The organism is Mucilaginibacter sp. P4_E8, from assembly GCF_056401495.1.
Window position 1 is genome coordinate 1 of sequence record NZ_JBFUJG010000082.1, and the last position, 23,758, is coordinate 23,758.

The 23,758-nt window shown below is 41.7% G+C and carries 27 protein-coding genes; 17 read left to right on the forward strand and 10 right to left on the reverse strand.

The genetic code is table 11. From position 1 onward, the window contains the following. Nucleotides 1-275 precede the first annotated feature (275 nt). The 5 genes from AC1DRQ_RS21760 to AC1DRQ_RS21780 all read left to right on the forward strand — a co-directional run bounded on the left by AC1DRQ_RS21760 (nt 276) and on the right by AC1DRQ_RS21780 (nt 6,625). Nucleotides 276-1,886, forward strand: coding sequence for a CTP synthase (locus AC1DRQ_RS21760; protein WP_477426815.1), 1,611 nt, complete (start codon nt 276-278; stop codon nt 1,884-1,886). 28 nt (nt 1,887-1,914) lie between these two features. Beyond that, nucleotides 1,915-2,409, forward strand: coding sequence for an SRPBCC family protein (locus AC1DRQ_RS21765; RefSeq protein ID WP_429396212.1), 495 nt, complete (start codon nt 1,915-1,917; stop codon nt 2,407-2,409). Nucleotides 2,410-2,437: 28 nt separating this feature from the next. Beyond that, complete coding sequence (gene yidC, locus AC1DRQ_RS21770) at nt 2,438-4,273, forward strand: membrane protein insertase YidC (protein WP_477426816.1); 1,836 nt, start codon at nt 2,438-2,440, stop codon at nt 4,271-4,273. 333 nt (nt 4,274-4,606) lie between these two features. After that, nucleotides 4,607-5,974 carry an exonuclease domain-containing protein gene (locus AC1DRQ_RS21775; RefSeq protein WP_477426817.1) on the forward strand — a complete coding sequence of 456 codons (1,368 nt, stop codon included), beginning with the start codon at nt 4,607-4,609 and terminating at the stop codon, nt 5,972-5,974. Between the two features lie 111 nt (nt 5,975-6,085). Further along, the gene (locus tag AC1DRQ_RS21780) at nt 6,086-6,625 is read left to right on the forward strand and encodes a pyridoxamine 5'-phosphate oxidase family protein (protein WP_477426818.1); all 540 of its coding nucleotides are present in this window, start codon (nt 6,086-6,088) and stop codon (nt 6,623-6,625) included. A 57-nt stretch (nt 6,626-6,682) separates the two neighbouring features. Here the strand turns inward: AC1DRQ_RS21780 and mutS are convergent, their stop codons facing one another. Further along, nucleotides 6,683-9,292 (reverse strand): DNA mismatch repair protein MutS, encoded by a 2,610-nt coding sequence (gene mutS, locus AC1DRQ_RS21785; protein WP_477426819.1) that lies wholly within the window; start codon nt 9,290-9,292, stop codon nt 6,683-6,685. A 482-nt stretch (nt 9,293-9,774) separates the two neighbouring features. Between mutS and AC1DRQ_RS21790 the strand changes: the two genes are divergently transcribed. Beyond that, nucleotides 9,775-10,164: a hypothetical protein gene (locus AC1DRQ_RS21790; protein WP_477426820.1), complete on the forward strand. Its 390-nt coding sequence runs from the start codon at nt 9,775-9,777 to the stop codon at nt 10,162-10,164. 36 nt (nt 10,165-10,200) lie between these two features. Here AC1DRQ_RS21790 and AC1DRQ_RS21795 read toward each other — a convergent pair whose 3' ends face one another. Next, nucleotides 10,201-10,659 carry a hypothetical protein gene (locus AC1DRQ_RS21795; RefSeq protein ID WP_477426821.1) on the reverse strand — a complete coding sequence of 153 codons (459 nt, stop codon included), beginning with the start codon at nt 10,657-10,659 and terminating at the stop codon, nt 10,201-10,203. A 557-nt stretch (nt 10,660-11,216) separates the two neighbouring features. On the opposite strand from AC1DRQ_RS21795, the gene AC1DRQ_RS21800 reads away from it, so the two are divergent. The 3 genes from AC1DRQ_RS21800 to AC1DRQ_RS21810 are packed head-to-tail and all read left to right on the forward strand — an operon-like array spanning nt 11,217 to nt 13,208. After that, nucleotides 11,217-11,624, forward strand: coding sequence for a ribosomal maturation YjgA family protein (locus tag AC1DRQ_RS21800; RefSeq protein ID WP_477426822.1), 408 nt, complete (start codon nt 11,217-11,219; stop codon nt 11,622-11,624). Nucleotides 11,625-11,626: 2 nt separating this feature from the next. Beyond that, nucleotides 11,627-12,397: an oxygenase MpaB family protein gene (locus AC1DRQ_RS21805; RefSeq protein ID WP_477426823.1), complete on the forward strand. Its 771-nt coding sequence runs from the start codon at nt 11,627-11,629 to the stop codon at nt 12,395-12,397. A gap of 4 nt (nt 12,398-12,401) precedes the next feature. After that, entirely contained in the window at nt 12,402-13,208 is an 807-nt protein-coding gene (locus AC1DRQ_RS21810; protein WP_477426824.1) for a DUF817 domain-containing protein, read from the forward strand. A gap of 8 nt (nt 13,209-13,216) precedes the next feature. Here the strand turns inward: AC1DRQ_RS21810 and AC1DRQ_RS21815 are convergent, their stop codons facing one another. Then, the gene (locus tag AC1DRQ_RS21815; protein ID WP_477426825.1) at nt 13,217-13,774 is read right to left on the reverse strand and encodes a sugar O-acetyltransferase; all 558 of its coding nucleotides are present in this window, start codon (nt 13,772-13,774) and stop codon (nt 13,217-13,219) included. Between the two features lie 296 nt (nt 13,775-14,070). Here AC1DRQ_RS21815 and AC1DRQ_RS21820 point away from each other — a divergent pair, with 296 nt between their 5' ends. Continuing rightward, nucleotides 14,071-14,493 (forward strand): hypothetical protein, encoded by a 423-nt coding sequence (locus AC1DRQ_RS21820; protein ID WP_477426826.1) that lies wholly within the window; start codon nt 14,071-14,073, stop codon nt 14,491-14,493. Between the two features lie 168 nt (nt 14,494-14,661). Here AC1DRQ_RS21820 and AC1DRQ_RS21825 read toward each other — a convergent pair whose 3' ends face one another. Further along, nucleotides 14,662-15,228 carry a hypothetical protein gene (locus tag AC1DRQ_RS21825; RefSeq protein WP_477426827.1) on the reverse strand — a complete coding sequence of 189 codons (567 nt, stop codon included), beginning with the start codon at nt 15,226-15,228 and terminating at the stop codon, nt 14,662-14,664. 166 nt (nt 15,229-15,394) lie between these two features. Here AC1DRQ_RS21825 and ppnP point away from each other — a divergent pair, with 166 nt between their 5' ends. Then, complete coding sequence (gene ppnP / locus AC1DRQ_RS21830) at nt 15,395-15,676, forward strand: pyrimidine/purine nucleoside phosphorylase (protein ID WP_477426828.1); 282 nt, start codon at nt 15,395-15,397, stop codon at nt 15,674-15,676. 212 nt (nt 15,677-15,888) lie between these two features. Beyond that, nucleotides 15,889-16,218, forward strand: a complete 330-nt coding sequence (locus AC1DRQ_RS21835) for a YbjQ family protein (RefSeq protein ID WP_429396171.1) — start codon at nt 15,889-15,891, stop codon at nt 16,216-16,218. Nucleotides 16,219-16,311: 93 nt separating this feature from the next. Here AC1DRQ_RS21835 and AC1DRQ_RS21840 read toward each other — a convergent pair whose 3' ends face one another. From AC1DRQ_RS21840 to AC1DRQ_RS21855, 4 genes are all read right to left on the reverse strand, one after another. After that, nucleotides 16,312-16,509, reverse strand: a complete 198-nt coding sequence (locus tag AC1DRQ_RS21840) for a hypothetical protein (protein ID WP_477426829.1) — start codon at nt 16,507-16,509, stop codon at nt 16,312-16,314. Nucleotides 16,510-16,556: 47 nt separating this feature from the next. Continuing rightward, entirely contained in the window at nt 16,557-17,048 is a 492-nt protein-coding gene (locus AC1DRQ_RS21845) for a hypothetical protein (RefSeq protein WP_477426830.1), read from the reverse strand. 98 nt (nt 17,049-17,146) lie between these two features. Continuing rightward, a complete protein-coding gene (locus AC1DRQ_RS21850) occupies nt 17,147-17,332 on the reverse strand; it encodes a hypothetical protein (RefSeq protein ID WP_429396162.1) in 186 nt (61 codons plus the stop codon). Nucleotides 17,333-17,495: 163 nt separating this feature from the next. Then, entirely contained in the window at nt 17,496-17,660 is a 165-nt protein-coding gene (locus tag AC1DRQ_RS21855; RefSeq protein ID WP_344757819.1) for a hypothetical protein, read from the reverse strand. A gap of 387 nt (nt 17,661-18,047) precedes the next feature. On the opposite strand from AC1DRQ_RS21855, the gene AC1DRQ_RS21860 reads away from it, so the two are divergent. The 5 genes from AC1DRQ_RS21860 (at nt 18,048) to AC1DRQ_RS21880 (ending at nt 21,633) form a co-directional block, all read left to right on the forward strand. After that, the gene (locus AC1DRQ_RS21860; protein WP_429396159.1) at nt 18,048-18,968 is read left to right on the forward strand and encodes a hydroxypyruvate isomerase family protein; all 921 of its coding nucleotides are present in this window, start codon (nt 18,048-18,050) and stop codon (nt 18,966-18,968) included. A gap of 20 nt (nt 18,969-18,988) precedes the next feature. Continuing rightward, nucleotides 18,989-20,164, forward strand: coding sequence for a M28 family metallopeptidase (locus tag AC1DRQ_RS21865; RefSeq protein ID WP_477426831.1), 1,176 nt, complete (start codon nt 18,989-18,991; stop codon nt 20,162-20,164). After that, nucleotides 20,164-20,715 (forward strand): GNAT family N-acetyltransferase, encoded by a 552-nt coding sequence (locus AC1DRQ_RS21870; RefSeq protein WP_477426832.1) that lies wholly within the window; start codon nt 20,164-20,166, stop codon nt 20,713-20,715. The genes AC1DRQ_RS21865 and AC1DRQ_RS21870 overlap by 1 nt, the downstream gene beginning before the upstream one ends. 139 nt (nt 20,716-20,854) lie before the next feature. Then, nucleotides 20,855-21,073 carry a hypothetical protein gene (locus AC1DRQ_RS21875; RefSeq protein ID WP_429396151.1) on the forward strand — a complete coding sequence of 73 codons (219 nt, stop codon included), beginning with the start codon at nt 20,855-20,857 and terminating at the stop codon, nt 21,071-21,073. A 266-nt stretch (nt 21,074-21,339) separates the two neighbouring features. Further along, nucleotides 21,340-21,633 carry a hypothetical protein gene (locus tag AC1DRQ_RS21880; RefSeq protein WP_429396148.1) on the forward strand — a complete coding sequence of 98 codons (294 nt, stop codon included), beginning with the start codon at nt 21,340-21,342 and terminating at the stop codon, nt 21,631-21,633. 12 nt (nt 21,634-21,645) lie between these two features. On the opposite strand, the gene AC1DRQ_RS21885 is transcribed toward AC1DRQ_RS21880, so the two are convergent. After that, on the reverse strand, nt 21,646-22,119 hold the full coding sequence (locus AC1DRQ_RS21885; RefSeq protein ID WP_477426833.1) for a CYTH domain-containing protein: 474 nt from the start codon (nt 22,117-22,119) through the stop codon (nt 21,646-21,648). A 103-nt stretch (nt 22,120-22,222) separates the two neighbouring features. Then, nucleotides 22,223-23,758: TonB-dependent receptor plug domain-containing protein (locus AC1DRQ_RS21890; protein ID WP_477426834.1), on the reverse strand; the 1,536-nt coding region annotated here is incomplete at its 5' end.

Below are 23,758 nucleotides of genomic sequence, written 5' to 3' on the forward strand. Positions count from 1 at the left end.
GCATGAGCGCTGCGCGAAAGAGAAATCTTGTATAATATACAAAACGAATTTGCAGGTCGTATAAGATTTCTCCTCATTCCTCGTCGAAATGACAACGGCCATAGGCTAAAACTTAATACATATTTGTATCAAATGTATAATTCCTAATAACGAACACTACGCCATCCATTTTTCTAAAAAAACAGGTCGCAAAGCCTAAATTTTTTCTTACTTTTGTATCCCGTACACAAACATTTGGTTTCGGCATAAAACCGGGGCCATTTTCAAAAAAAATCATGACTAAATATATTTTTGTTACGGGCGGCGTTACCTCGTCGTTAGGAAAAGGTATTATCTCAGCTTCCTTAGCTAAACTTCTTCAATCGCGCGGTTACCGTGTCACTATTCAAAAGTTTGATCCCTATATCAATATTGATCCGGGAACGTTGAACCCTTATGAACACGGAGAATGCTATGTTACCGAAGATGGTGCCGAAACAGATCTTGACCTTGGCCATTATGAACGTTTTTTAAATACCCCTACATCAAAAGCAAACAACATTACTACTGGTCGTATTTACCAAAATGTGATCAATAAAGAACGTGAAGGCGCGTTTTTGGGTAAAACCGTACAGGTAGTACCGCACATTACCGACGAGATAAAAAGAAATTTCCGCATCCTGGGCGAAAGCGGCGAATATGATATTGTGATTACTGAGCTGGGTGGTACCGTGGGCGATATTGAATCATTACCTTACATTGAAGCTGTACGCCAGTTCAGGTGGGAAATTGGATCAGGTAATTCCCTGGTAATTCATCTTACACTGGTGCCTTTTCTGGCAGCGGCTGGCGAGTTAAAGACCAAGCCTACTCAGCACTCTGTAAAAATGTTGCTGGAATATGGTATACAGCCCGATATTTTGGTTTGCCGTACAGAACACCACCTTACTAATGATATCCGCAAAAAAATAGCCCTGTTTTGTAATGTAAATATCAACGCGGTTATTGAATCAATTGATGCATCAACCATTTACGATGTGCCTTTGCTGATGCTGAAAGAGCAGCTGGATAAAACCGTACTTACCAAACTAAAATTATCGCACAAGCTTGAGCCCGATCTGGAGACCTGGAAAGATTTTCTTGGCCGTTTAAAAAACCCAACTGCCGATGTTCGTATAGCGCTTGTTGGTAAGTATGTAGAGCTGCCGGATGCTTACAAATCCATTTCCGAAGCCTTTATACATGCCGGCGCTAAGATGGAGTGCAAGGTAAGAGTGGAGTACATACCATCAGAAACCCTGACCCCCGAAAACGCGATTGAACGCCTGAAAGGCTTACATGGCGTGCTGGTTGCCCCGGGCTTTGGCGAGCGTGGTTTTGAAGGCAAAATACAGGCCATACGTTATGTGCGCGAAAACAATATCCCTTTCTTTGGGATTTGTTTAGGTATGCAATGTGCTGTTGTTGAATTTGGCCGCAATGTATTAGGCTTAAACAATGCCAACAGTACCGAAATGAACCCTGAAACCCCATACCCGGTAATAGGTATGATGGAAGATCAGAAAACTATTACAAACAAAGGTGGCACCATGCGTCTGGGCGCTTATCCCTGCGATTTGAAAAAAGGAAGCAAGGCAGCAGCCATATATGCCAAAAATCGCATTTCAGAACGCCACAGGCATCGTTATGAGTTTAATAACGATTACCTGAAACAATACGAAACAGCCGGATTGATACCATCAGGCATTAATCCCGAGAACAATTTAGTAGAAATAGTAGAGCTAAAAAATCACCCATTTTTTGTGGGCGCGCAATTTCATCCCGAATTAAAATCAACAGTTGCAAATCCGCATCCACTTTTTATTAACTTTGTCGCCGCTTCGTTGGCCTACGCCCGCAAGAAATAAGTGCGAATAAAGAGTTTAGCTAAGAAGGATGAAAGATTTTGACTGGACCTCGTTTACTAAACGGATTGCCGTTAAAGCAGATCTGGCAGATATTTACGATGCCTGGACCCGCTCTGGCGACGTGGAAAGGTGGTTTTTAGAAAAAGCTGAATTTTATACTAACAAAAACAAACTTCTGGCATCTAACGATCAGGTTAATAAAGGGTGTTCCTATAAATGGTACTGGTATTTATTCCCTGATCCTATGCCCGGAATTATTAAAGAGGCAAACGGGAAGAATTTTATACAATTTACTTTTGAAGGTGAAAGCCTGGTTGATATTAATTTAACAGAACAGAACGGATATACGATAATTGAATTAAAACACCACAATATTCCTACTGATGATAACTCCAAAAAGTATGTAAGGTTAGGTTGCTCAAATGGATGGGCGTTTTACCTTACCAATTTAAAATCGGTTTACGAAGGCGGAATAGATCTGAGAAATAAAGACGAAAATTTAACAGTGATGATCAATAATTGATAAAACTGATCATTCGACACAATAAGTAATGGATAGAAATACATTTACAGGATTATTCCTGATCATGGCTATTATAGCTGGCTCGATTTATTTTTTAAAGCCATCTGATGCCGAACTTAAAAAAGAACGCCTGGTACAGCAGCAGGACTCTTTAAAAAAGGCCGGTCTGGCTAAAGCAAACACGCCTGCTGCAGCAAAGTCTGATACCAGCAAAACGGCTGCTAAAACAACCGTAACTGATTCGGCTACTTTAAAAAGTCCGTTTGGCGCAGCATCTGTAGTCAGCGAAAAGCTGATAACCCTGGAAAATAAGGACCTGCTTGTAAAATTAAGCACACGCGGTGGTAAAGTTGCTTCTGTTGAGTTAAAAAACTTTAAAACCTATACTAAAAAGCCACTTGTTCTTTTTAGCGGCCCCCAAACTCATTTTGGTTTAAACTTTACCGCAGGCGATAAAAACATCAAAACCGACGAGTATTACTTTACTGCAAGCGTTCCTGAACTTAAAGTTGCCGAAAAAGATTCGGCTTCGGTTACTCTGCGCTTAAGCTACAGCCCTACTCAGTATATTGATTATGTGTACTCATTAAAAGGTACAGGCTATAAATTGGGTTTAACCATTAAACCAACCGGGCTTGATGGCGTTATCAATAACAGCGGTTCTGTTAACATAAACTGGGCAGCCAGTCTGCACAAACAGGAAAAAGACATCAAACAAGAGCGTCAGTATTCAACCGTATATTATTACGATTCCGAAAATCATGATGATTATCTGAGCGTATCTAAAGATGACCAAAAAGAAATCGGTGATAAAAAAATGGTATGGGTTGCGTTTAAACAACACTTCTTTTCGAACGTGCTGATTTCCAAAGGCGGTATCAGCAAATCAAACTTAGCTGTAAGTACTGATGTTACCGATACGGCCGACGTTAAGCAAATGAAAGCTGACCTGACCATTGCACGTGCTACTGATGGCACGGTACCATTGGAATTTTATTTTGGACCTAACCGCTATTCTACTCTAAAGGCTCAAGGAAATGATCTGCAAAAACTGGTAGACCTGGGCTGGGGACCATTAAAATATATTAACCAGTTTGCTGTATTACCGGTATTTAACTTCCTGAAACAGTTTAACTGGAACTACGGACTCATCATTTTGGCCTTAACCATTGTACTTAAGCTGGTTTTATCACCGCTTACCTACAAATCATATCTTTCCATGGCCAAAATGCGCGTGCTGAAGCCCGAGATGGATGAGATCAAGGCTAAAGTAGGCGAAGATAACCCTACCCTGTTACAGCAGGAATATTTGAAGCTCTATAAAAAAGCGGGCGTAAACCCATTAGGTGGTTGTTTACCATTGCTCATACAAATGCCTATCGTAATCGCGTTCTTCCGCTTTTTCCCAAGCCTATTTGAGCTTAGGGGCGAAAGCTTTTTATGGATGCATGATCTGTCGACGTATGATGCGGTGGTTACCTTCCCTAACATCCCGCTTATTGGCGAGCACATTAGCTTAATGTGTTTACTGATGACCATATCAACCCTGATCTATACTTATTTTAATAACCAGATCTCGGGTGCAACCGGTCAGATGAAATACATTGGTTACATTACACCAATCATATTCCTGGCTACCCTTAACAGCTACCCTGCGGGATTGAACTATTATTACTTCCTGGCTAACATGCTTACCTTTTTACAACAATACCTGATCAAATTCATGGTTGATGACAAAAAGATACATGCCCAGATACAAGAGAACAAAAAGAAACCGGATGATCCTAAAAAGAAGAAATCAGGTTTTGGAGCTCGCATGGAAGAAATGATGCGCCAGCAACAAGTACAGCCTAAGAAAAAATAGTTTTTTTTTGGACGAAGGACTTTTAGATGAAAGACTTTTAGACAAAGGATAAAGACAATACAAAAGCCCTGAAAGATGAATCTTTCAGGGCTTTTCTGTACCCGCGCGTCATTGCGAGGAACGAAGCAATCTCTATGCTATACAGAGCGACTCTGCTAATTGGGGATTGCTTCGTACCTCGCAATGACGTATTTTTTATTTGGCAAGCCAATTTATTGCTTATCCCCTTATCTTTTGTCTTTATCCTTTATTTCCGTCCTTTGTCTTTTATCTTTCCATCCTTTATCTAAAAAAAAACTAAAACAATTAGCAAACTTGTATTACATTTGAATTATGTATGCAATTGTTGATATTGAGACTACCGGGGGGCACGCCAGCGCTAATGGCATAACAGAAATTGCCATATGCATACATGATGGTAAAAAGGTGGTTAAGCGCTTTGAAACCCTGGTAAACCCGTATAAAGAGATCCCTATTTATATCAGCGCATTAACCGGTATCACTAACGAGATGGTACAAAGCGCCCCTCCTTTTGAGGATGTTGCAGCCGATGTTTACCACCTGATTCACGGAAAAATATTTGTAGCCCATAACGTAAATTTCGACTATTCATTTGTACGTTATCATTTGGCAGCGGCGGGTTATGATCTGCAATGCAATAAACTGTGTACCGTACGCCTGGGCCGTAAAATATTGCCGGGTCTGCCATCCTATAGCCTCGGCCGTTTATGCCGGCATTTGGGCATTGATAATGAAAGCCGCCACCGCGCCGCAGGCGATGCGGAAGCAACGGCCGAGCTGTTTACACTGCTGCTTAACAGCGATAGTAATGGTCATATTAAAAGTGCCTTAAAACAAAACTCTAAAGAGCAGTTATTGCCGCCCAATTTGCCCAAAACGAATATAGACCAATTGCCATACGGACCGGGTGTATATTATTTTCATGATCAAAAAGGCAAAGTGATATATGTGGGTAAAGCTAAAAATATCAAAAAACGGGTAAGCAGTCATTTTACGGGCAATAACCCGGGCCTGCAACGACAGGAGTTTTTACGCAACATTTGTCAGGTTACGCATCAGGTTTGCGGAACCGAGCTGATTGCTTTTGTGTTGGAGGCTATCGAGATCAAACGCCTGTGGCCAAAGTATAACCGCTCACTAAAACGCTTCGAAAACGCTTATTGCCTTTATGCTTTTGAGGACCAGCGCGGCTATTTACGTTTGGCAGTTGATAAACGCCGTAAATACAGCGATCCAATATATACCTGTAACTCCCTGTTAGAAGGTTACAACTTATTAAACAAGCTGATTGAGGCCTTTAGCCTTTGCCCTAAGCTGTGTTTTATACAAAAAAACAATGATCCCTGTTTGGGCGCCAACGGCAGCTCTTGTGCCTGCGAAGGTGTTGAGCCGGTTAATGAGTATAACCTGAAAGTAAATAACGCCATTAACGAGCTTAAACAAGCTCTGCCTACCTATGCCATCCGCGATGAAGGGCGCACCGGCGACGAACACAGCTGTATATTGGTGGAGAAAGGCCAGTTTTATGGCATGGGTTATATTTCCCATTACTTTGATGCCAATAATATCCAGCAGCTAAAAAATTACCTTACCCCTTATCCGGGTAATGACTATATCAAAAATATAGTTTCATCATACGCTATGCGCTATCCGGATAGAATGGTGGTGTTTGCGCCCTGATCCAGATTTCTCGTATTTAATAATTAATTATCCTAAAAGTTAATTATAGCCACACAATAAGTGTTTTGATGGGTTGTCAATATAACAATCACCTATTAAAACATTCTAAAAATGGATAGTATTAACCAACAACAACCAGAGGATAATTACAAAGATCTGGGCGGCCCGGAGGCGATAGCCAAGATCAAAGAATTGGTTGACAGCGCAAAAAGCTGCTTTTTTCTGAGTAACATCAAAACAGGTATTCCTGTTTCCATGCGGCCAATGGCTGTACAAAAAATTGACGATGACGGGAATCTGTGGTTCCTGAGCTCGAAGGACAGCCATAAGAACCACGATCTTTCCAAAGACCCCATGGTTCACCTGCTATTCCAGGGATCGGCACATTCCGACTTTCTGAATATTTACGGCATAGCCACAGTTAACGATGATAAGGAAAAGATCAAAGAGCTTTGGGAACCGATACTAAAAGTATGGTTTACCGAAGGTGAAGGTGACCCGCGTATATCCGTAATTAAAGTTGAACCAACTGAGGGCTATTATTGGGACAATAAACACGGTAACGCTATTGCCTTCGCAAAGCAATTGGTTGGTGCAGCAATGGGCAAAACTTTGGATGATTCTATTGAAGGGAAATTGAGCGTAGACTAAGGTAAAAGAGCTGGACATTTATTGCCCGGCTCTTTTATTTTTATCCGCACCTCCACCTTAACTCTTTATCACCCGCTGTATCTCATCCAGCTTCATCAGGGCCTCAACCGGGGTTAGGGTATTAACGTCGAGATTATTTAATGTATCGCGGATCTTGACCAGTACAGGATCATCAATGGAAAACATTTGCATCTGTACGGCCTGCTTTTGCACCTTACGGATGCTTTCCTTAATATGTTCACCACCGGTGCGTTCGTTCTCCAGTTTCTTTAAAATTTCGTTGGCACGGCTCAATACTTTTGGGGGCATACCAGCAAGTTTGGCCACGTGAATACCAAAACTGTGCTCACTGCCGCCGGGTACCAGCTTACGCAGGAAAATGATCTGGTGACCAACCTCTTTTACCGATACATTAAAGTTTTTGATGCGGTTAAAAGTATTGCTCAGCTCATTAAGTTCATGGTAATGGGTGGCGAAAAGCGTTTTGGCTTTTGCAGTTGGGTGGTTATGCAGGTACTCGGCAATGGACCATGCGATGGAAATACCATCGTACGTGGAGGTACCGCGGCCTATCTCATCCAGCAGGATCAGGCTCCTGTCCGACAGGTTATTCAAAATACTGGCCGTTTCGTTCATCTCCACCATAAAGGTCGATTCGCCCGATGATAAGTTGTCCGACGCCCCTACCCGGGTAAAAATCTTATCAACCACCCCTATTGAAGCCGATTTGGCTGGTACAAAGCAACCCATTTGCGCCATGAGCACAATTAAACCGGTTTGCCTTAACAGCGCCGATTTACCCGCCATATTGGGACCGGTAATGATGATGATCTGTTGTGTTTCCGAATCGAGGTACACATCATTGGTGATATATTCCTCGCCCAGCGGCAGGTTTTTCTCTATCACCGGGTGGCGGCCACCTTTAATATCAAGCACCCGGCTCTCATTTATATCAGGCTTTACGTAATAGTTTTTGATGGATATGGCAGCAAAATTAAGCAGCACATCCAAACGGGCTATCAGCTGGGCGTTGAGCTGTATAGGCTTAATATATTCGGTAAGCGAATACAGCAGATCATTATATAAGCGGGTTTCCAGCGCCAGGATCTTCTCTTCGGCACCTAATATCTGCTCTTCGTATTCTTTTAGTTCAGGGGTAATATAGCGCTCGGCATTTACCAGCGTTTGCTTGCGGATCCACTCAGAAGGCACCTTATCCCTATGACTATGGGTAACCTCCAGGTAATAGCCAAACACGTTATTGAACGATACTTTAAGCGATGGTATGCCGGTTGATTCTGCCTCACGTTTCTGGATCTCGAGCAGGTAACCTTTGCCGCCAAAAGCTATCTTGCGCAACCTGTCCAGTTCCTCATTAATGCCTTCGCGCATTACCGATCCTTTTACGATCATGACCGGCGGCTCGGGATTTAGTTCCCGTTCTATCTTTTCGCAGATGAGCGTACAGGGGTTAAGCTGTTCGCCTATGGCCCGTAGTGGCTGGCTCTCTGATGTTTCGGCTATCTTTTTGATGGAGCCAATGGCTATCAATGCCTTTTTAAGCTGACAAACCTCGCGCGGATTGGCCTTTTGCAAACCTATCTTAGAGATGAGCCTTTCCAGGTCGCCTATCTGGCGGATGTATTGTTGCAGGTTTTCGCGCAGCTCTTCCTGGGCTATCAGGTACTCCACCACGCCCAGGCGGTCGTTAATGGGTTTTATTTCCTTTAGGGGCATTACTATCCAACGGCGCAGTAAACGGGCGCCCATGGGCGAGCAGGTATGGTCAAGCACATCAACCAGGGTAAGGGCGTTCTCGTTGGCCGAGCCCACCAGTTCCAGGTTACGGATGCTAAACCTGTCTATCCACAGATACCTGTCTTCTTCAATACGACCTATGGATGATATGTGCTGCAGGTTGCGATGCTCGGTCTCGTTCAGGTAATGGATAGCCACGCCCGCGGCAATAATGCCCAGGTTAAGCTTATCAATCCCAAACCCTTTTAATGATTTTACGCCGAAATGCTTGAGCAGGGTTTCGTTGGCATAATCGCCGCTGTAAGGCCATTCGTCAAGGGCGTAGGTGTAAAAGCGGTCGCCATAAGTATCTTTAAACTCGCGCGAGCGGCTCTTGGGGTATATCACCTCACTGGGCGAAAAGCTTTGCAGCAGCTTGTCGATATAATCACTGTTACCCTGCGCGGTCAGGAACTCACCTGTTGAAATATCAATAAGGGCAATGCCTATAGTGTTTTTTTCAAAATGCAGCGAGGCCAGGTAATTATTACTTTTTTGATTTAGTATATTATCATTGGTGGCCACGCCGGGGGTAACCAGTTCGGTAACGCCGCGCTTAACAATGGTTTTGGTCGTTTTAGGGTCTTCCAGCTGATCGCAGATGGCTACGCGCTGCCCTGCTCTCACCAGTTTGGGTAAATAAGTATCGAGCGAATGATGCGGGAAACCGGCCAGTTCAATGTGGGTGCCCACGCCATTGCCACGGCGGGTAAGTACAATGCCCAGTATGCCTGCGGCCTTCACGGCATCCTCGCCAAAGGTTTCGTAAAAATCGCCCACGCGAAACAGCAGCAAAGCACCGGGGTACTTAGCCTTTATGGCATTATATTGCTGCATTAAGGGGGTTTCTTTGGTAGTATCTTTAGCCAAGCGGTTATTCCTTTTGTTAATCGGGTAAAGTTAATGCATTGGCTGCGGTTTTAAGGGATTGTGGAAAAGTTGAGGGTTTGTGGAATATGATCTGTTACGAGTGGGCGGTGGCGAGGTGCGGGTTGAAGCCTGAAAATGTTTATTCCCTCCCCACGGGAGGGGTGCGGCGGGTTGTGTAATGGCAGGGAGGGGTTTCTACGACCAGTTGACATACTTTTATAGCGTATAAACCCCTTCCTCCTCCTTCCCCCAGGGAAGGAATCGCACAACTTCCGCTTTCTCATCACAGACGACCACAACTAAGTCTTCAGGCTCCAATAAACTCATCATTTTTACGGCTATCACCTTCACGAATATTGTGTTAATAGTATACAGTTAACTTCACAATCGCCTAAAAATCAAATAATTATTATCAATAAATATTGTTTATTGATTTTTTAATTCTAAATTGTATCAGTATTGTTACATTTTAATAATGTAGTATGAAAGCCCTGCTCTTTACTTCCTTGCTCTTGATAGCGGCGTTTGGAACAAATGCACAAACTATCTCGCGCGATTCGGCTATGTTTGAAATTGCCAATGCCGATGCAAAAAACTTTAAACTTGATCGTAATACCATGGGTCAATTCAGGGCGCACCATTTTCCCAATACTTCTGACCACTTTAAACCTACCGGCTCAATGGTAAGCGACACATCGCTGCTAAAAGATTCAGCTTATGTTAAAGCATTTAAAACGGCGGCCTATCAAAAAACATTACACCGTCGTACTACAGGGCATCATGTTTTAATTGCAGGGTCAATATTAGTTGTGGTATTGCTTGTAATTGGATATGCAGTCGGTTCAGGGATCGCAAATTCATTTAAGCAGTGAGCTATCAATGACAGTACGCTTAAATATCCCTGTAACTTAAGCAGTTAAAAAAGGTTCCTTGCTTTTCACTTTAAAATACCGTTCAACAATATCATTATATATGTCCCAGTCATTACCCTCAACCAAGTCGGTAGGTATACAGATACAGCTATTACGGATCCCTTCGCCTTTTAAAGTAAAAAAAATGGACAGGCCCTGGCCACGCGCTTTCCCGCAACTGATATCCATGATATCTTTCCAGTAGATCACCCTATGATCAATAAAATAGATCAGCTTTTCATTATCAAGCAGCAGGGCCGCTTTATCTTTTAAATCATAGGTAAAGCACTGCTTGCAGTAATAAACAGCAACAGCTATAAGAATGGCAATTACCGGTAATATTACCGGCCAGTTAGAATCATTAAGATCAGCAACACAAATAAATGCCATAGCAAAGGGTATAATGATGCCAATAAGCCATAACGCTTTACTGCATTTATAAGTAATTGTGCTCATTTTTAGGTTTGGGGGACACAGCTAAAATATACAATTATTACAAAAAAATAAAATATCTGACTATCAATTCTTAGGTCTTTTTACTGGTTTTAAAACAGCTAAAGCGCTGTGTTTTATCGTTTAATATTAATACGGAAATTTTGGAGGAATGGTTTGTTGCAGGGTGCATTTTTATGAGATATAAAACCTTAAACCTTTTGAGAATATTTTGGTATACAGTTTATTCATAACACTCTACAATATGGTATATAATCTATTTAGCTAACAACAATCTAATCTGATTAATATTTACTTTATGGCCGCTTATATAACTAAAGATGTGGACGGCTAACGTTCGTTTTTAGGGGTAAAAGTGCTACGAATATTCTCCCCTAAATAATCGGCTTTGTATGAAATAGCAAACGTTTGTTTATATTATTACCTGTTGATTCCCCATTTAGAATATCAATAACCAGTGAGCCTGAATAAAATATGACCGTAAACCTGTTTCATTCCTTGTTCCGCTTGCAAATTTCATTATTTATCATTTACTTTGAAATTCAAAGTACTTTTATTTAATGATTAAATTTTATCAATATTTCACTCCGGCACTTCTGCTTTTACTGGCAGAGGGGCTTATTGAGCGTTATGTACATGACAACATTATACGGCCCTATATGGGTGATTTGCTGGTGGTAGTGTTGATCTATTGCCTTATTAAAAGTTTTATAAATGCACCTGTACTTAAAACCGCTGTCGGCGTATTGTTATTTGCCTATGCGGCCGAGATATCACAGTATTATAACTTAGTAGGGCTACTGGGCCTGCAAAACTCAAGACCGGCTTTGTTATTGCTGGGGCATTCTTTTTCATGGCTGGATATGCTGTGCTATACTTTGGGCATAACATTGGTAATAATTATTGAAAAACTAAGGGCTGTGCCTGATGCCGGCATACATAGGCCCACTAAAATAAAAGTTAAATAACCATGGAATATTTTGTAGACAAGGATTCGATAGTGCGGAAAATATGGGGTAAGGCTGATACTATCTTGTTTATTTTTGCGGGTGCTGCTGCCGAATTTGCACTAAACAAGGCGGTAGACTGGCTGTATTTTACCGGCCGGCTCCCTGCCGATCCCCTGGGGCGGCTGTTTTCAACCGTGGCTTATTCCCGGCAGATCCTTTTTTCGGAGCAGGATGCAGCATTACGGGCTATTGATAAAATTACGGCCATTCACAAAGGTGTTGAGGCCAGCCGCGGCGAGCAAATACCCGACTGGGCCTACCGCGATGTGCTGTTCCTGCTTATTGATCTTTCTATCCGCTCCTATGAGTTATTGGAGCGTCCGCTTACCAATATTGAAAAAGCCCAAACTTTTGCTGTATTTAAACGCGTTGGCGCACGAATGCAGCTTACCGGTTTACCAGGCAGCTATTCTGCATACCTGCATATGCGCCAGGAACATCTGCAACAAAACCTGGTAGTGGGCGAACTAACTATCGATCTGTACCGCCAGTATAAAAAGCACCTCGGCCCAATACGTTACCAGGTATTAAAACAGGCCCAACTGCTGGTGGTATCGCCAGAGATACGCAAACATTTGCCGTTAGATAAAGTGGCCTGGCTGCTGCCCGTTTTGAAAATATACAAATTATTCAGGCTCATAAAGCTGAATAATTTTTTACGCGATGCCTTGCTTCCGTCTGCTTATAAATCGCAGGTAAAAAATCTTGATAATTTATATATACAATCTTAAAGCATTGAAAACCGATATCCGCCAGTTCTTCACATTTGTTAGGCAGCAAGCTTTAGCTTGCCTGTTCCCGGCACTGGTTTTTACCATGCTGGCCGTTTCGCATTTGTTTAAAGGTGTTATGCCCAGGTATGATTTTATGCTGATGGCTTGCGTATTGATACAAGCGGCCATGTATTACACCAAAATTGAAACCGGCGACGAGGTACTTGTGATCTGCATTTTTCACCTTTTGGGCCTCATGATGGAGCTTTTTAAAGTACATTATGGTTCATGGACCTATCCTGAATTTGCCTATACCAAGCTTTTGGGGGTGCCTTTATACAGTGGTTTTATGTATGCCAGCGTGGCCAGTTACCTATGCCAGGCCTGGCGGCGGCTTGATCTTGAAATATTGCATTGGCCGCACCACTATACTGCCCGGGTTATTGGCGTTCTTATTTATCTTAACTTTTTCAGCAATCATTTTATATATGACKTACGATACCTGATAGGTTTACTGATCCTTTATTTTTTCAGACGATCAATAGTGGTATTTTACCTGGGTGGCAGGGCTTACCGTATGCCTACTATACTATCATTCCTGCTCATTGGTTTTTTTATATGGCTGGCAGAAAATGTGGCTACCCTGCTTGGCGCCTGGAAATATACCTACCAGCACAATGGCTGGGCTATGGTAAACTATCAAAAAATAAGCTCCTGGGGCTTTCTGGTGATCGTAAGCTTTATTATAGTGGCCGAATTGAAGATGTTGAAACAAGGTGTTAAACAAGCTAAACGGATAGCTACTGTTGATGAGGCCATAACCATTTAGCTTCTAAATTATAGTTCTCTGATCACCTTACAAGGGTTGCCAGCCGCCACCACATTTGCCGGGATATTTTTGGTGACAACGCTGCCTGCGCCAATAGTGGTATTATCGCCAATGGTTACACCGGGGCATATAATTACACCACCGCCCAGCCACACATTATTGCCTATGGTAATGGGCGCTGCATATTCGGGGCCTTTGATGCGTTCGGCAGCTATTACCGGGTGATAAGCGGTATATATCTGCACATTGGGTGCTAAAAATACATTGTCGCCAAAAGTTACACGGGCGCAATCCAATATAATACAGTTAAAATTCAGGAACAGGTTATCGCCGGCAAAAATATTAGAGCCATAATCACAGTAAAATGGCGATTGTATATCTATACTATTTTGAAAACCGCCCAGCAGCTCCCTTAAGATATTTTTTTTACCATCCTTATCATCATAGCTTAAGGCGTTATACTCGGTAAACAATTTACGCGCTTTTGAACGGCCTGCTACCAATTCCGCATCGCTGGCATCGTATAGCTCACCATCGAGCATTTTTTGCAGTTCTGTTTTTATCATAGGTGATGGGTTTATTAGTGATGCAGTATAGTGATATTTTTTGAAGATAAATAGAATTTTTTACCCCGCCCGTTAAATATAAGTCTGCACATTTGGGTCAATCTTACCCGTATAAATATCGGACTGGATGATCACAAAGTGGATCAGATTTAAGGGCTAATTTGCTTGGATAAAAATACAAATAAACAGCTCATTATCAGCACAATAAATCTTACTAAGGTCAATTAATCAAAACATTCTGCATTTCACCACGTTATCATATTAGTTAATTTTTAAAATATCTAAAGAAAAACGTTATGAAAAATTTAAGATTAACAGTTGCAGCTATTGCACTGACATTTACCTGCTCGGTAGTTTTTGCAGGTAATCATAAAGCTGATGATCAGCAAAAAGCAAACGGTTTAAATATTAAAAAAACGGTAATGGTTACGGATACTATTCCTGATAAAAAGAAAAAGAAGAAAACGCCTAAAACCACAACACCGGCGGCGGTCCCAACGCCTACACCTAAAGATACAACACCGAGTCCGACTCCAACACCAACACCGACTCCAACGCCTACACCTACACCCGATCCTAATCCGGCACCAACACCTACACCCGATCCTAATCCGGCACCAACACCACCTTCACCAATGCCAAGTCCAACACCATCACCTACACCAAGCCCTACGCCAACACCACCTTCACCAACCACACCTACACGTCCAGGTAATTAAACCGGCTATGGGTTAACATAAATGAAAAAGCCTCCTAATAGTATCAGGAGGCTTTTATATTTTAAAACAAGGTACACCCTTATTCTACCGGCCTTGCCATGAGGCTTCGCCTAAAAAAGTATTTATTTTAATTCAACTATATATATGCAGGCTTTGAAAAACTGCCGTTTAGTTACTTACAAAAGTATAAGGCAAATTGGTGAACGTACCCAATAAAACCTGCTGTATCTCAATAGATATAATATTACCATCGCTATCATAATTTACTTTTTTGGCAGTAAAAGAATAGGTACCGGTTATTAGTTTTTTGGTTGTATCAATAGCGGTAATGATCACCGAGCCTGAGCTGGGTTCAACAACACCAACCTGGGTATAATCATACCCGCCGCCAGGCTGCAGTTGGTAAGTAAAATATTTTAATACTACGTTGGTGGTAGCATCAACTTTATAAGTAGCTAAAGTAAAATCATTGGTATTGGTGCTGTTTGGTATAGTTACACTGATACTCACCCTTTGCTGAGTGGCAGTGCCAACTACGTTAAAAGTTTTGGTTTTAGCAGCATCGTTATATGTAATTGCGGCACTTACGGTATCGGGATTCCATGCAGTACCATTAATATTTGCAGACAGTATTTTATCAGAAATTGTAGAAGCAGTGGTAGTTACGTCCTTTTTACAGCTTTGGATACATATAGCTGATAAAAGCAACAGCATAAGTAGTTGAGTTTTCTTCATATATAAATTTTATGCAAATAACGCTCTTTACGAAGTAATAATTACAACCAAAGTTACTTTTTTCACATATTTTAACATTATGCTTTTGCAGCCTACGCAATATGTATAGGGTATTTATTAAACAATTGATTTTATTTAAGCATATTAGGCCTTAAAATTATCAAGCATGATTAACGTAAACGAATATTTTGAAGGCACTGTTAAATCCCTGGGCTATACTACCGCTCAAGGGCGCTCAACCATTGGTGTTATTGAAAAAGGTGAATATGAATTTGGCACTTCGAGCCACGAAACCATGACCATTATTGAGGGACAAATGGAAGCGTTATTGCCCGGCGAACAGGATTGGCAAACATTTATCGGCGGGCAATCATTTGAGGTTGAAGCCAATACTTCATTTAAGGTAAAAACCACTGTGCAAAGCTCATACCTTTGTAAATACAGGTAATGTTTGTCTGAAACATAAAACTTGAAAGTCATGCCGAACTTGTTTCGGCATCTCACATTCAGGGCTACATCGTGCCGGATAATTGTCCTGTGGGATCCTGAAACAAGTTCAGGATGACAACCTGCTTTAAAATAAAAAAAGCCTCATTTGTAATTATAGGATCAATGAGGTATCTAATTATAAAATACATCAATACCAATAATTAAAAACAAATGGATACTTCACTTATTACAACCAGCACCGCTTTAGAGGGTTATCATGTAGTTAAACATTTAGGCGTGGTACGCGGTATTACTGTACGCAGCCGTAGCGCCCTCGGTAATATCGCGGGTGGCTTTCAATCGCTTTTTGGCGGCAGGCTTTCTATTTATGTTGAGCTTTGCGAAAATGCCCGTGAAGAGGCTTACCAGCTTTTGATACAACACGCGCAGGCATTAGGTGCCAATGGTATTATCAACATGCGTTATGATGCCAACGAGGTTATGCAGGGCATAACCGAAGTACTGGCCTATGGTACCGCTGTGGTGGTTGAAAAAGCTTAACACCGCTGTAAAGCTATAACGCTAATCAAGTCATAAAAAATGCCCGGCTAAACAGCCGGGCATTTTATCAATTCATGCTAAAAAGTATTTTTATTAGTTAAAGTACGATAAAGGGATGGTTTTCCACATGCCATTTGCCAAATGACCTATTAATATTTCATACACCAGGTAAACGGGCCAAAACAGGTAATGAATAAGCAATAAGATTATCGAATGGTTATAATACCAGCTAATCATCAGGGTGTACAGCCCCAATACAAGGTATAGTATACTGGTCTCTCTTTTCTTCATATTAAATTATCAGCGGTTTATATTTTTAACTAATGTAATACTTTGGCCTAATTACCGCAATTTTTCATGCTGTAAATTACGTTGTAATCGGCTTGGATATTGGTTTGCTGCCGGCCGGTTTTAGCATCATACTGATAAGGTTTTTGCGCAAGCGCGTTACCCCTTAACTGAAACTCCACACCCAGGGTATCTTTTGTACCCTCCTGCATAAATGTCCATACGGCTTTAATAGCATTGCCTTTAAGCGTACCGGTTATGGTTCCTTTACGCGCATCCTTTTCTTTGGGCAGCCAGCTCATTTTACCGGTTACCTTATCACCGTTTATCAGCATGTTAACTGAGGTAGTATCCTGGGCTTGTGTACCATCGGTATGGTAAAAACAATATTGCATGTTTACCGGCGGCGCATCCGCTGCATTGGCCAACGCGGTATCTTTATGATTGCCGCTTGTGGTTAAAGTATCTGTGTTATTAGAATGAGTGCCCGAGCACGAGGTACCCAGCCCCACCGCCAACAGCAGGCATAGTTTTATCTTCATGATTGTTTTATAAATATCGATATTGGATATGACAATTTAAATAGCAAAAGGTTCAATTACCTGACATGATATTTAATAAGGTGGATTATCGGGGGTTCTTAACCTTTTTGCGCTGCCGATTGCCTGATCTTCAGCAATTTAATTACCCCCACAAATAAGACACTTATGCTCAAGCCCATAAAAAAACCATACCAGGTATCGTTTATGCCCCGGAAAAAGAAACCAATAAATATACTTGCCGATAATAATATCAAGCCTGTTACTAAAATATAAATCGGTTTCATGTGGGTGAATTTTGTTGCAGTAAAGTTATTCAATCGGAATTATTAATTCAAGCGAATATCTGCAGACAAATTCAGTTTTGGGGAAATTCTAACTATAGAATTACAATTTGTTATGTAGTGTAAGCATTTATTTGTTACACTACATAAATTGTAAAAGGAAAGTTTATACTTTCTTTTCGGGCGGAGTTGATACTATTTCTCCAAATTCATTAACGTAAGCCATCATACTTTCCAGGTCGCTGCCGCCACCATTTTGCTGGCGCTCCAATTTGCGCTGTTCCTTATCTTCTTTCTTTTTTTGCCTATTTTTTTCGAGTTGTTTTTTCATGAAGGTCGCTTGCGATTTAGCCATATTTATTAAAAATTTAGTTAAACAATGTGCCTTTCCCCGGTTTAAACCTATAAAACTCCAATCAACGGAACCAACGTCCAATTTTAACATACATGAAGAGGATCATCAATTAATTTCCGGGCAGCAACGGTATCAGCGGGGATAAAAATGAACCCTGATCAACAAGAATTGATTAGCAGGTGGCTATAAGGGAAATAGCAATAAATTTTCCGTTTGTGATACAAATATACGACTTTTTTTGGAATAACCTCGCCTAAAACCACCCCGGCATTGCCACGCCTCTCTTTACCTGCGGCATACATCACGCTAAAACTCGCTACTCACAACTTTTTATTTATATTGCTTCCTCAAATCCAATTGCCTATGAAACGCAGAAACTTTGTGCAAAGCTCGGTGCTTGCAGGTGCATCATTACTTACAACAGGTGCTTTAAAAGCAGCAGTTAGCAGCAACACTCTTACTAATACCGACAAACCCTTCCATCTAAACTACGGAATACACGATGGCATGTTTAAAAACCATGCCGGTGCCGATTTTGTTGACCAGATAAAATTTGCTTACGATAAGGGGTTCCGTGCTATTGAAGATAATGGCATGGCAAAGCGCCCGGCAGATCAACAGAAAAAAATTGGCGATACACTGGCCAAACTTGGTATGGGCATGGGCGTTTTTGTACAACCTGGTTTAGGCAATGATACCAACATGCTGGCATCGGGCCAGGCCGACTATCTGGATAAGTTTATTGCCAGTTGTAAGGAGGCGGTAGAAGTAGCCAAACGTATTAACAGTAAACTGGTTACCGTTGTCCCCGGCGATTTTGTGCGCAACCTGCCTATTGGCATACAAACAGCCAACGTTATTGAAGCCATGAAAAAAGGCACCGCCATTGTAGAACCGCACGGCCTGGTGATTGTAATGGAACCCCTGAGCGATAACCCTAACCTGTTTTTACGCACGCCAGATCAGGCTTATGCCATTTGCAAGGCGGTAGGTAGTCCGTCATGTAAAATTTTGTATGATATGTACCATGTGCAACGTAACCAGGGCAACATTATCCAAACACTTGATTGGGTTTATGACGAGATAGGTTATTATCAGATAGGCGATAATCCTGGTCGTAAAGAACCCGGCACCGGCGAAATGAATTATAAAAACATATTTAAACACATATACGATAAAGGGTATAGAGGCGTAATAGGTATGGAGCATGGCACTGCCGGCGAAGGAAAAGAAGGCGAACTGGCACTGATCAAAGCCTATCGCGAGGCTGATAGTTTTATGTAGCCGTTTTATTTACCCTAAAAATGAGATTTAAACTTGCGCTTTTATTATTACTAACCACCAACTGCTTACGGGCACAGGATAGCCTGTTTGCCCGTAAAACGGTTGATACCCTTACCTCACCTTACTTTTGGGGCCGTGGTTATACGAATGATGGTGTGCATAAAGCAGCCGTTTTTTTAACGGCGCAGTTTAAAGCTTATGGCGTAAAGCCCATGGATGGTAAAAGCTATCTGCAGGAATTCAGCTACCCGGTTAACACGTTTCCGGGCAAAATGAAGGTTTTGATCAATGGTATGGAGCTTAGGCCTGGTAAAGATTATATTGTAAGCCCCGATAGTAAAGGTGTAACCGGAACAGGCAAACTGGACCAGATAGACAGCACACATTTTGTTGATAAGCAAAACCGGATAGTTTTATCGCTTGAAGACAAGCTCACCTGGTCTGTTGAAGCCAAAGCCCTTGATTATACCTTGATACAAATGGATAAAAAAGCGGTAAAACAATTACCGGCAACCATTAATGCTGATATTGAAAATGTGGTGATCCCCGATTTTAAAACCGCCAACATTTGTGGTGTAGTAAAAGGCACTTCAAAACCCGATTCGGTATTGGTTATGACCGCGCATTATGATCATTTGGGTGGCATGGGCATCAATACCTATTTTCCGGGGGCTAATGACAATGCCAGCGGCGTTAGTGAATTATTGGGTTTGGCTAAGTATTACGCGGCGCATCCGCAGCCTTATACCATGGCGTTCATCTGCTTTTCGGGCGAAGAAGCCGGGCTGTTAGGCTCTAAATACTTTACCGAAAACCCATTGATCCCGCTTAAAAGCATCCGTTTTCTGATCAATTTAGACCTTAACGGCACCGGAATTGAGGGTATCACCGTAGTAAACGCTACTATTTATCCACAGGAATTTGCCGCTTTGAAACAAATCAACAGCGTTGGTAATTACCTGGTAAAGGTAAACCCACGGGGCAAAGCTGCCAACAGCGATCATTATTTTTTTACCGAAAAGGGTGTGCCCGCTTTTTTCATTTACACACTGGGTGGTATAAAAGCCTATCATGATGTTTATGATATCAGCGCTACCCTACCCCTTACTAAGTATACTGATCTCTTTAAACTCATTGTGAAGTTTAACAACAGCCTGATGAAAAAAACACAGGTAACTTTATCATCTGCCAACTAATGCTTGATTTAAATTTTACCCCCTTCCCTGTTTTAACTACCCCGCGTTTGGTATTACGACAGTTTACTTATGCCGATGCTCCCGATCTTTTTGAGCTGCGGAGTAATCCCGATATCATGCAATATATAGCACGTCCGCTTACAAAAACCTTAAATGATGCTATAAATCTGATAAAAGTTATTAACGATTTGCTGAGCGGCAACAGCGGCATTACCTGGTGCATAGCACTCAAAAACGAGTCGCAATTTATTGGCAGTATTGGTTTTTGGCGAATAGAAAAAGAGAACTACCGGGCCGAGATAGGTTATCTGCTAAACCCCGCCTTTCAGGGCGCAGGTATTATGCAGGAGGCCATAGAAACCGTTATAAGTTATGGTTTCGGGGTTATGAACCTGCATACCATACAAGCCAATGTTGATCCGCGCAACACGGCGTCGATAAAATTGCTCGAAAAAAATGATTTTGCGCGTGAAGCCTATTTTAAGGAGGATCATTTTTATAATGAGGCCTTTGCAGACACAGCTGTTTATACGTTATTAACAAAAAAATAGATGTGTTAACAAAATATTTACCACAGGTATTTTGAATTAAAAAATTTTAATGCATGTTTACACGATAATACCAATTATAGCTAATGCCGAAACAATTCGGCTTATATGGGGTTAACATTAAAAAACAAAAGAACTTATCATGGCAACAGAAAAAGGAAGCGGTATCACCGCGTATTCAGTAAAAACAAAAACTAAAAATGTACCAATGATCGATCCGGTAATAGACATTAAATCGGGCAGGTACATTGCAACCGGTAAAGATAGCGCTGGCAATAAAATGGCCGCCATTATGGGTAAAGCAACTGCCGAAGAACATATTAAAAACGGTAATGCCAAAAAAGGCACTGGCTGGTCTTAATATTTGTAAATATCCTGGTTTAGGTTCTTGCCTTAAACCAGGATATTTATTTTTTTCCCTCTCCCCTTTAATTTATAGCCGATCCTCCTCCAATCTTTTTTTAATTTTTCGGGCTTAAAATTACTTGCCTCCGGGGTTTATTCCGGTTATATTCATAATGCCAATCAGGTAGTTTTACGCAAAACCAAATGGGTGAAAACACCTATTTTACTGCTTTGTCATTTGTTTTAATTTTATAGTACCTATTAATTAAAGCAAAAGAACAAATGGCAGTGCGTATATTATGTATAAAAACAGATGCCGGGTTACATGAAAACCCCTATATAGCAATAGATTCGCTGGAGTGGGTGAATGAGCGCATCAACGTAAAAGGAATGACAGAACGTGCGAAACTTTACGACTGGATAAAGAACAGCGAAGGCGAGGCTTATATTATTGACGAATATGGCAACAAAACAACGCTGATCCCCGCGGTTTGTCCCAAAGGCAATAAGTATGTTAAAACGGTTAAAGATGAGTCTGAACAGGACCAGCTATTTGCCTTACCCGAAAGTGCATAGACGGCAAATTTCCTATCCCTTCCACCTGTTGAACGGATTTACCGACAGGCTGGAATTATAGTACCTATTATCGTCAGTTACCTCGGTTGTGATCCAGGGAGGCAACTTAAACGTTTCAGCTTCATGCTCCAATTCAATTTCGGCCATCAGCAGGCCCTGATTATCGCCCAAAAATTCATCAACCTCCCAAATTTTACCGTCAAAACTGATACGATAACGGATCTTTGTAAGCTCTGATACCGCAAAATTATCAAGCAGTTCAGCCCCTTCGTTCACCGGGATAGTATATTCATACTCCTTGCGACTAATACCTTTTGTAATTCCCTTAATGGTGATATAGCCATGTTCGTCCGTAATACGTACACGAATAGTTTTGGTATCATCGTTTAAAATATAACCCTGGCGGTAATGCTTGCCTTCCGGCTTAGCCAGTTGCGCCCATTTTTCATGATCCACTAAAAATTTACGTTCAATTTCAACTCCCATTGCCTTGTTATTTTATAGTTATACCTGAGGGATGGCCTTTTGGTTTTATAAGTTGTAAATATAAGGATGCATCAACGCCGGTTCAGGGGAATAAATAATCTTTTCAATTTACCCTATACCTGTATACCAGTCGGCCCAGGTTGCCGTTTTCATCAATCCCTTCAATAACCAAACGATAGGTGCCTTGCCCATCGGCATTGTAATAGTTAAATGACGCGTTGCCATCCTGATCTGTTACCAGTTCCGGATTCCAATAAATGGTAGTGCGCAGATCGGGCTGGCTGCTTAAAGCGGCATTATCATATTTAGGCGAATAAAATTCACGGGCCTTATAAAACCCCTGGGCCGTTATCGGTAAAATACCTTTTGATGGTATGTCCTTCACCGCTCTTTCGCCTCCCTGGCGGGTTGTTAATATCAAAACACCACCACTTGCCCGCATTCCGTATATAGCAGCATTTGCTCCAAATAGTATTTCTACATTTTCCACATCATGCTGGTTAATATCATCAATGTTTATTATCTCAACACCGTCCATAAGCATCAGCATTTTACCAGTTGGAGTTGCAGCCTGCCCATTAGAAAAACTGATACCTCTTTTTAATCTTCCCGCCAGCATTTCTGAAAGCCGGATGCCGCCTATTTTATCAAGCTCATCCCTGCCAAAAACCTGGTCGGCATGCCCTGGCCCGCTTAAGGATGATGAACGATAATCATCATATCTTTTTAAAGCCTTGTCCTTAATTTTAACCTCCTTTAACATTATTCCTTTGGGTTTACCAAACTGGTAGGGTGTTATCAGATCCGCAGTTGTCATAGCATCAGTATCATTATGCTTATCTGCCCAGGCTACCACTGTAGGTTCAGAAGCATTCGTGTCAAGGCTTAATCGCGTATTATTTTGGCCTTTTACATTTATTGCTTGCAGTATAAATTTTGTACTGTCATCAAACATCAGGTTATTGAAACGGAACCGACCCTCATTATCTGATACCTGGCTCAAATAGGCACCTTCTTTTTTTGATATCAATGACACTGTAGCATTTGGCAGCGGCTTCCCGAACAAACTTTTTGCCGTACCGCTTATTTCCAGCGCCTTTTGGGGTTGGTAAGTAATGGGTGGATAGCTATTGTATAAAAGTGGTTTCCACTCAAATCTGCGGAAGCCATGGGTAAGCATCACCAGATCGAGCCCAGCCGCGGTTTGCTCATCAATATTTGTAAAATAATAGCTTGGTTGTTCTACATAGCCTTTTAGGTCGCTGGTTAGCAAAAGATCGGTAAGTATGGTATGCTCCGTATTTTCATTAACCGGTACTTTATTTTCATCGATAACCGATACCGAAAAATGCCCTGCCGAAGGTTCATCTGCCCGTGTTTTTGCCTGCAATTTGATATTTACCTTTTCCCGTTTGGCATAACTAGTTTTATTGCCGCTTAAGGCAAGGCCTAACTGATCATAGTTTTGAACGAACAACAAACGCTCGCATAATGGGTCACCGGCCGGCGAAAACAGGGTAACAGTAGCCACACCGGTATGCAGGCGCCTTTTTAAAATATCAAGAGRTATCACCGGACTGTCCAGTCGGCAGGTAACCGTGTTAGCTATTCCGCCAGAATAGATGAGCAGCATATAATC